This is a genomic window from Dehalobacter sp. (assembly GCF_030063005.1).
GTDB lineage: Bacteria > Bacillota > Desulfitobacteriia > Desulfitobacteriales > Syntrophobotulaceae > Dehalobacter > Dehalobacter restrictus.
The window spans coordinates 23,303-31,226 of record NZ_JAPDHR010000047.1 but is presented as its reverse complement, the minus strand read 5'-3'; the positions used below and the strand labels follow the sequence as shown (position 1 = coordinate 31,226).

Here is a 7,924-nt window from a genome sequence, read left to right as displayed (position 1 = left end):
TGCATCAATAAACTGAACCTCATTGTCCTCTGTTATATAATCATCTATGCTTTCCGGAAATAGTGTAATTTGTTCGCGGTTTATTCCGTTTTTATATGGCATAATTATTCCCCTTATGATTCGGTTTTCTTACTTAATTATACCATATTTATCCATTATTCTCTACGTTTTTACACAGCCTGTGGACGGCGGGCCCATGGAATAAATTACTCAATCTTATTAAATACAGTTCTGAATGGATGTTTAGATTTCATTATCTCTTCCTTCTGATCTTTTTCATACTGCTCGATATTCAAAAATCGTTTCATAGATCCGATATCTAAGCCTGATAAAGTTTTTATTAGCTGAAGTGGAACTTTATCTTCAATCAGTTTTTTAATGAAAGCATTTCTAAAAGCCTGAAATGAAACCTTCTTGTTTTTAACAATCTTACTATCTCTCACAATGCTTTTAATTGCAGCTGTTATTTGATCACTTTTTAGTCTACAAACGGAACCATTCACCTGATCATAAGTAGATGGAAATAGATAAGGGTAAATATCAAAGTTGATGCCTTTTTCACTTTCAATAAATGTGATATATTCATTTATTTTATCTACTATGAAGCCAGACAGAGGGATTTCTCGTGATACAGTCTTATTACTTTTTCGTTTCTTTTTACCGAAATATACTTTCTTATCTTCTAAAACAATAAAATTCAAAACATCACCGGTGTTCTCAGATTTTCGATAAACATTTAATGAACATAGCTCTTCCTTTGTGCAGCCGGTATATGTAAGTATAAGAAAAGCTATCTTTAGGCGTAACGCCTGCTCCGATTTAGGATATGAACAAATTATATTATAAAGATCCATTACTTCCTCTTCAGAAATTGTAATGAAATCAGTTCCCGGAGATTTATAATAAGTCCAATGCTCAAATATAGTATTCCGATTAACGTTTTCTTTGTTAAAATACATAAAAAAATCTTTCAGAAAAGAATAATATCTGTTAACTGTTTTAGGAGAACAAATCTTTTCTTGAACAGATAAGAAATGTTGGATATGAACTTTTTTTATATCTTCAAAATTTGGCTTATCATCAAATTCACAGAGATATCTGAAGAACTTCTTTATTGTAGATTTCCTTTGCGGAATATTCTTAGGGTTTTCTCCTATTCTTCTTAGGTGCTCCTCATAAGAATCCCAATATGCATCATACATAGTTTTAATTATATCCTTGCCCATTAAAATCTCCACCTCCTAAAATTCATCTTTATATAATTCGCCCCATGGATGGGGCGACCTGCAGCCAATTTCGCCTAACGTTCAGGGCTTTACGCAGCGCCATACTATCTTCATATTGACAAAGTTGCGTAAAGCCCGTGTTATACGATGTTGCAACTTTCATTCTCTTCTAAAATAGCCTTATCAACAAAATTCACAAACCCTTTTAAGAAAATTTGCCTTAGTTGACCATAGTTCATTTTAATATTGTATATTCTTTCCTTCTTACCCGTATTGAATTGTTCCTCTATCTTAACAATTTGTTGGATCGGATAATCGGATTCAGTTAAAGAAAAACTCCAATAATCGCCTTCATGTGTAAACGTATTTCTAACTTCAGATAATATTTTTGCAAATATTTCAACTGTGATTTCTGTATTAAAACTGAAGTCTAGTTCTTCTTTACATCTCTTATTATATTCCTGTTCTGTTTCGTCTTTCTCCCTTATTACCTGATACTTATAATCTGCAAGGCTTCTCTTAACGTTGTCAAGAATAAAGATCCTATCCTCTTCGATAACGTACTTCTCAAAGAAATCAATAACCATTTTATGTTTTTTAATATCTATTTGAGCAATTGTATATAATGTTTCAATACATACAACTAAGAAGAAAATCTTTAGAGCATCTTTCCCACATCTGATCTGTTCGATATCATCAGCAAGAGAAACAAGCCTCATTACGTTATTAATCATAAGGCGTGGTTTATTAGGCCCATTTTTCTCTCCCTTAAAGATACTCACTAAAAAACTTTCCAATTTTTTATTATTTGGAATTAACTCTTTATAAAAATAAACAATGTCGAACAAATACTCTCTCATACCGAACTCTTTATCTAATCTGTATACTAATTCCTCATATTCCTTCTCCATAAGAAACCTCCAAATTAGCAATATCGTATAACGTCCTTTTTCCGCATATGTTGCGGATTACATCCAAATATGGAGGTAAACCGCAAGGGTTGCGGAGATATTTCCTTTAGCAGAATTTACTTCTTTTAAACCTCCATGTCCAGTGCATCGATTGGGCTGTGTATTTTAGCTAGATCTCGTTGGCTTACATGGGTATATATTTCTGTTGTTTTAGAATTTTTATGCCCTAAAAGTTCCTGGATATATCTCAGATCCGTACCGCCTTCCAGCAAATGGGTGGCAAAGGAGTGTCTGAGTGAATGAACAGATACATCTTTCTTAATATTTGCTTTTGTGCAGGCTTCCTTAAAAATATTTTGAACACTCCATTCCGATAGGTGACTTCCTTCAAAGCTATACCCCTTTAGAATTAGCTCCTGATCCATTTTATTGAATAGACATAGTATTTTTTAGGTTCGAATTCAATTAAGTTCAACCACTTCTCTGTACATTTGTTCAAAAATAATCTTATCTTCAAAAACTTTGTAAAGAGAAAGAATTGTATCTAAAGTTACAAAGAGTTCCCTTTGATTTTCTTCCCGGGCGTTGACATATACAGCCATCTTTCTGCTCCATTCTTACATAATGGAAATATTACTAATAAATACCATTACAAAAATATTTTAACTTCTTTAATTTGCATGGTCAATCCTGAAAAATAATTTTGGTATTATTTAGGGAACCCCTTTTTATGTCATATGCGTTTATCCGAATAAACAGCTTCAAGCGCTTTGGAACCAGTACGGTGAAAGCAATTTTGAGCTTTCTGTCTTGATGGTTTTGAAGTACGAGGATACAGAATCAGATCAAACCGACGATGAGTCCAAGATTTTTTTGACTCACATAGGTATATTTTTCTGTAGTATACCTCCTCGAATTCGGATTCGGCTCCGAATTTGAGGAGGTATGCCGTCCAGCTCCGTTCTCTTTTTTCCTTACTGCCCATCTCCGCAGAGGCAAGCTTACCTGCTCCACGCCTCGTCTTTACGCCACACATCCATAAGATCGCAAACCTTATTCTTATAAATGATATACGTCTCCTTGTCATTAGTGGCGATTTCGCGCAGCTTTTGCTTTACTTCCCTAACGGTTTGATCCAAGTTTTCACAGAGGAAGGCGAGATGGTTAGCCCTGACTTTGATCGAACTCTTCACGAAGTTATTTCTCATCCTCTCGTAGCTCTGGGTGGATGAGCTTTTTCGGAGCGATTCCAGCGAATCATTCAGCTGTCTGGCCGTTATAGCGAGTTCTTCTTTGGACGCCTTGACGTTCTCCAATTGGGCCTTTAGATTGGCGAGTTCCGCAGTCAGCTCGGTGATGGTACCACTTTGGTCTTCCACTGTTTTCTGAAAGTCCGCCTTCTCCTGCTGGGCCTGGTCTTTTTCTTGCCTGGCCTGCGTCCGTTCTTTGACCGCTTGACGCAGTTCCTGGGTGGTCATGCCTTCGACATCCATATCGACGATGAATTGCGCCCGTTCCTCCTTCGGGATACCTAAAAGAAGCACCGCCTGGCTGTAGTTTAATTTCGGATTCGGCTCCGAATTTGAGTTGGTAAGCTGTCCTTCTCCATACTCTTTGAAGATACGCATCAGTTTATTGGCCCTGCTCTGGGAGAAATCGACCGACTCCTCCAGCCACTTGCCCCATTCTCCAAACTTAAGCAGGGACTTGGCCTCCGTCAACCGTCTTCCAATCTCGACGGTGGCGGCAAGATAGATATTCTCAGCCTGATATTTGATCATATTAATCTCAGCCGCGATTACATTCGGCGTGCGTCTGCTGATGACATCAGGTACTGTATTGGTTTCTGGATCATTCTCCGGATCGGTTGCTGTACCCTTTGCTGGATCCGTCATGATATCCACACTCCTTTGGACTAATTTCACTTATAGGATATGTGTCCATGGCTTAAAAGTGTGACAACCTCACTCGTTAAGCTTTTTATCCCTTGCCTGAGATGAATGAGCATTCTGTTGTTGTCAATATCTTTATCTTTAGGGAAGATACTTCACTTACTCTTAGTCCAGCAGAATATACAAGTGTAAGAATAGCCTTATGTTTAAGATTCTTTGGGGCCATAAGAATACGTTCAATTTCTAGCTGGCTTAAAAATTCTGAGTGGCAAGACAAGAATGAAAAAAGGGGACGTAAAGAAACTTTTTGAGTTATCGTTACGCCCTCATTTTTTATCCTTAATTATCTATTTCTGCTGATTACATTAAATATTGAGAACTTGCGTAGATACTCAAGCGAAGGTTAAGTGAAGCACTAATTCTTTTTTATTTCAAGCCACGGACTGGGCAGTTTAGCTTCTCTCCCATTTCTTTAAGCCAGGAATCCGGGTATGCTTCATAGGTTTTTCCATCGAGCACTCCCTGGGGGGGCTGGCGGAATTGCTGAAGTACCCAGTTGGTTTCCTGACCGAGAAGCTCACGGATGGCAATTAGATCCTCAAAAGGATGCCAGACCGGCAGTACTGTTGTCCTGAATTCATATGGAATTCCACTGTTTTTGATCCATTCGATCGTTTCGGATACCTTGTCGCCACTGTTCCTGCATCCGGTCAGCTCCGGATATTTTTCCGCAGTGCATTTGATATCCATCGCAATATAGTCTAAGCAAGGCGCAACTTCCTGGAGTTTTTCAAGGCTGCTGCCGTTCGTATCCAACTTCACTTTAAAACCTAGTTCCTTGATTTTCCTAGCCAAAGGCACAAGGTCCGAAGATAAAAGCGGCTCCCCGCCCGTTAGACATACTCCGTCCAATAGCCCTTCTCTGGTCTTCATAAATTCTATGACAGCAGAAGGAGAAGTCTGCGGCTTCTCCTTCACATCAACCAGGGCAGGGTTCTGGCAGTAACCGCACTGGAAATTGCATCCCCCAAAAAAGACGGTTGCGACAATATGACCGGGATAATCTACCAGAGAAAAAGGTTCAATATCCATCAGCATAATCTTTTATCCATTCCTTTTCATGCCATTCCTGCAAAGTTCGCATTATTGACTTATCCTATGACTGCAACATTTACTATTTTTGGTTATTATTTCGCTACACCGTCAAACAGACTTGGGGTGACTCCCGTAACATGGTATTTGACGGTTTCTTTTTTCTCTTCCTGTTTGCCGGGGTTCATGGCGGAGATCGGTCTATAGAAGCCGGTGACCCTCGTCATGACCAGGGTTTCCCTGCCGCACTCAGGACAGTTGAAATGTTCGCCTTTGATATACTTGTGGTCTTCGCAGATGCTGAAGGTCGGAGTCAGCGTGAAATACGGCAGCTGGAAGTTCTCAAACACCCTGCGTACGACGGCCTTGGCGACGGCAAGATCATCGAGGCTTTCGGCCAGATAGCCATGAAGCACGGTCCCGCCGGTATAAAGGGTCTGCAGGTCATCCTGAAGCTCGACGGCGCGGAACAGGTCGCTGGTATAACCCACAGGCAGGTGGGTGGAGTTCGTGTAATAGGGTTCATTGTCGCCGGCCGTAATCATATCGGGATAATGCTTTTTGTTGATTTTAGCCAGACGGTAGCTCGTACCTTCCGCGGGTGTTGCTTCGAGGTTATAGAGGTCTCCGTCTTGCTCCTGGAATTCCTGGATGCGGTCTCTCATATAGTTCAATGTTTCCTTGGCAAAATTCTGTCCGAAAACGGTGGTGATGTCATCGGCGTCCGAGGTGAAATTACGGATCGCTTCATTCATGCCGACTAGACCAATCGTCGAGAAGTGGTTCGTCCAGTACTTGCCAAAACGTTTTTTAATATCTCTCAGATAAAACTTAGTATAGGGATACAAGCCGTTGTCCGTCAGGATCTCCAGCGTTTTGCGTTTGGTCTGCAGCGAGGACCGGGCGATATTCATGTGGTTATCAATCAGCGTGATGAACTGATCCCAGTTGCCTTTAGCCAGATAGCCGTACAACGGCAGGTTCAGGGTTACAACTCCAATGCTTCCTGTGAGCGGATTGGCTCCGAACAGGCCACCGCCGCGTTTTCTGAGTTCCCTGTTGTCCAGACGCAGACGGCAGCACATACTTCTGGCGTCCTCCGGATTCATATCGGAATTGATAAAATTCGCAAAATACGGGATTCCGTATTTATCGGTCATTTTGAAGATCGCTCTCGATACTTCACTGTTCCAGTCAAAGCCCTTCGTGATGTTGTATGTCGGGATCGGGAAGCTAAAAATATTACCGTCAGCGTCACCTTCGAGCATGACCTCGCAGAACGCCATATTGATGATATCCATCTCAGCTTGATATTCCCGGTACGGCGTATCCAGGAATTTGCCGTCAACGACAGCGGGCTCATCTTTGATGGCCGATTCGGCCGCCCGCACATCGAGCGTAATATTAAAGAATGGAGACTGGAAACCTACCCTGGTCGGGACATTGACATTGAAAATAAATTCCTGAATTCCCTGTTTGACTTGTTTATAATCGAGGTTATCCACTCTGACGAACGGAGCAAGATAGGTATCAAAGCTGGAGAGCGCCTGAGCACCGGCAGCTTCTCCCTGTAAGGTATAAACAAAATTAACGATCTGTCCGAGTGCGGAACGAAAGTGTCTGGCCGGTCTGGAGGTCGTCTTGCCTTCCGCGCCCCTAAAACCTACCAGAAGCAGATCTTTGAGATCCCAGCCGACGCAATATGGAGCAAGGTCTCCCATGTCATGATTATGCAAAGCACCGGAATCGTGCGCTTTGCCGACTTCAGACGGAAGCAGGGACTGCCAGAAAGCATTGGTCGCTTTACTGGTTACAAACCGGTTAAGCCCCTGAACCGAAAATCCCATATTGGAATTCTCTTTGATTTCCCAGGTTCCCAGCCCCAGGTAATCAGAGAATAATTTATTGTTATCGTTTTTGGCGCTTTCCTGATTTCGAATGATTTCATGCTGGAAGCGGTACCGGATATACGCTCTGGCAACATTAGTATTTCCTGTCTGCATCAGGACATCTTCAACTTTATCCTGAATCTGCTCGATTTGGAAGCCTTCATTCTTACTGTAAGCAGCTTCCAATTCCGAGAATACCCTGTCGGTAACAATCTTCGCCCAGTTGGTGACATTGGGGGTCTCGGTAGCAATAAAAGCCTTTTCTACCGCCTTGCAAATCTTTTCCTGATTAAAAATTTCTCTTCTTCCATCCCTTTTCACAACGTACATGGCTTAGTCCTCCTGCTCCCATATATATATATTTGCATGGATATCTTGTCTTTACCGCAAGGATCTCAATTTGGGGGACTGTTTTATTTGCGGCGCTTTACCAGTCCGTTCAACTCTTCCATAAACTTCTGAATATCCTTGAACTGCCTGTAAACAGAAGCAAAGCGAATATATGCAATTTCATCTGCTGCAAACAGTTTTTTCATGACGGCTTCGCCGATTAATTCGCTCGGCACTTCGCGGTCGTTGATATCACGCATTTCTCTTTCGATATCGGTAACCATTGTTTCCAGCTGTTCGGTAGACACGGGGCGTTTCTCACAGGCCTTGTTCAAGCCTGACAGCAGTTTGTGACGGGAAAAGGGCTCTCTTCTGCCATCCTTTTTTACGACAATCAGCTGAAAATCCTCGTAGCGCTCATACGTCGTAAAACGCTTCGTGCAGACATCGCATTCCCGTCTGCGCCGGATAGCCGTACCTTCCTCAATCTGTCTGGAATCCAGCACCTTCGTGTCGTCGCTCTGGCAAAAAGGACAGCGCAATACCCTCATCCTTCCTATATCTTGTATATTTCTTATTTTATC

9 protein-coding genes are annotated in these 7,924 nt (G+C 41.6%); all 9 read right to left on the bottom strand.

Annotation, left to right across the window (positions count from 1 at the left end; translation table 11 throughout):
• Positions 1-206 precede the first annotated feature (206 nt).
• The gene (locus OKX56_RS12055; RefSeq protein ID WP_287896597.1) at positions 207-1,226 is read right to left on the bottom strand and encodes a tyrosine-type recombinase/integrase; all 1,020 of its coding nucleotides are present in this window, start codon (positions 1,224-1,226) and stop codon (positions 207-209) included.
• 140 nt (positions 1,227-1,366) lie between these two features.
• Positions 1,367-2,137: a hypothetical protein gene (locus tag OKX56_RS12050; protein WP_287896595.1), complete on the bottom strand. Its 771-nt coding sequence runs from the start codon at positions 2,135-2,137 to the stop codon at positions 1,367-1,369.
• A gap of 125 nt (positions 2,138-2,262) precedes the next feature.
• A complete protein-coding gene (locus tag OKX56_RS12045; protein WP_287896593.1) occupies positions 2,263-2,562 on the bottom strand; it encodes a tyrosine-type recombinase/integrase in 300 nt (99 codons plus the stop codon).
• Positions 2,563-2,598: 36 nt separating this feature from the next.
• The gene (locus tag OKX56_RS12040) at positions 2,599-2,739 is read right to left on the bottom strand and encodes a hypothetical protein (protein ID WP_287896591.1); all 141 of its coding nucleotides are present in this window, start codon (positions 2,737-2,739) and stop codon (positions 2,599-2,601) included.
• 399 nt (positions 2,740-3,138) lie between these two features.
• Entirely contained in the window at positions 3,139-4,032 is an 894-nt protein-coding gene (locus OKX56_RS12035) for a DUF3102 domain-containing protein (protein WP_287896589.1), read from the bottom strand.
• 85 nt (positions 4,033-4,117) lie between these two features.
• Positions 4,118-4,255, bottom strand: coding sequence for a hypothetical protein (locus OKX56_RS12030; RefSeq protein WP_287896587.1), 138 nt, complete (start codon positions 4,253-4,255; stop codon positions 4,118-4,120).
• Positions 4,256-4,455: 200 nt separating this feature from the next.
• Complete coding sequence (locus tag OKX56_RS12025) at positions 4,456-5,127, bottom strand: anaerobic ribonucleoside-triphosphate reductase activating protein (protein WP_287896585.1); 672 nt, start codon at positions 5,125-5,127, stop codon at positions 4,456-4,458.
• A gap of 89 nt (positions 5,128-5,216) precedes the next feature.
• Entirely contained in the window at positions 5,217-7,340 is a 2,124-nt protein-coding gene (locus tag OKX56_RS12020; RefSeq protein WP_287896583.1) for a ribonucleoside triphosphate reductase, read from the bottom strand.
• An 83-nt stretch (positions 7,341-7,423) separates the two neighbouring features.
• Positions 7,424-7,882 carry a transcriptional regulator NrdR gene (gene nrdR / locus OKX56_RS12015; RefSeq protein ID WP_025206092.1) on the bottom strand — a complete coding sequence of 153 codons (459 nt, stop codon included), beginning with the start codon at positions 7,880-7,882 and terminating at the stop codon, positions 7,424-7,426.
• Positions 7,883-7,924: the final 42 nt, after the last annotated feature.

Bases quoted from the DNA above. Each gene is read 5' to 3' on its own strand.
- OKX56_RS12055 (WP_287896597.1), bottom strand. From the start codon at position 1,226: ATGGGCAAGGATATAATTAAAACTATGTATGATGCATATTGGGATTCT.
- OKX56_RS12045 (WP_287896593.1), bottom strand. From the start codon at position 2,562: ATGGATCAGGAGCTAATTCTAAAGGGGTATAGCTTTGAAGGAAGTCAC.
- OKX56_RS12035 (WP_287896589.1), bottom strand. From the start codon at position 4,032: ATGACGGATCCAGCAAAGGGTACAGCAACCGATCCGGAGAATGATCCA.
- OKX56_RS12020 (WP_287896583.1), bottom strand. From the start codon at position 7,340: ATGTACGTTGTGAAAAGGGATGGAAGAAGAGAAATTTTTAATCAGGAA.
- OKX56_RS12025 (WP_287896585.1), bottom strand. From the start codon at position 5,127: ATGCTGATGGATATTGAACCTTTTTCTCTGGTAGATTATCCCGGTCAT.
- OKX56_RS12040 (WP_287896591.1), bottom strand. From the start codon at position 2,739: ATGGCTGTATATGTCAACGCCCGGGAAGAAAATCAAAGGGAACTCTTT.
- OKX56_RS12050 (WP_287896595.1), bottom strand. From the start codon at position 2,137: ATGGAGAAGGAATATGAGGAATTAGTATACAGATTAGATAAAGAGTTC.
- OKX56_RS12030 (WP_287896587.1), bottom strand. From the start codon at position 4,255: ATGGCCCCAAAGAATCTTAAACATAAGGCTATTCTTACACTTGTATAT.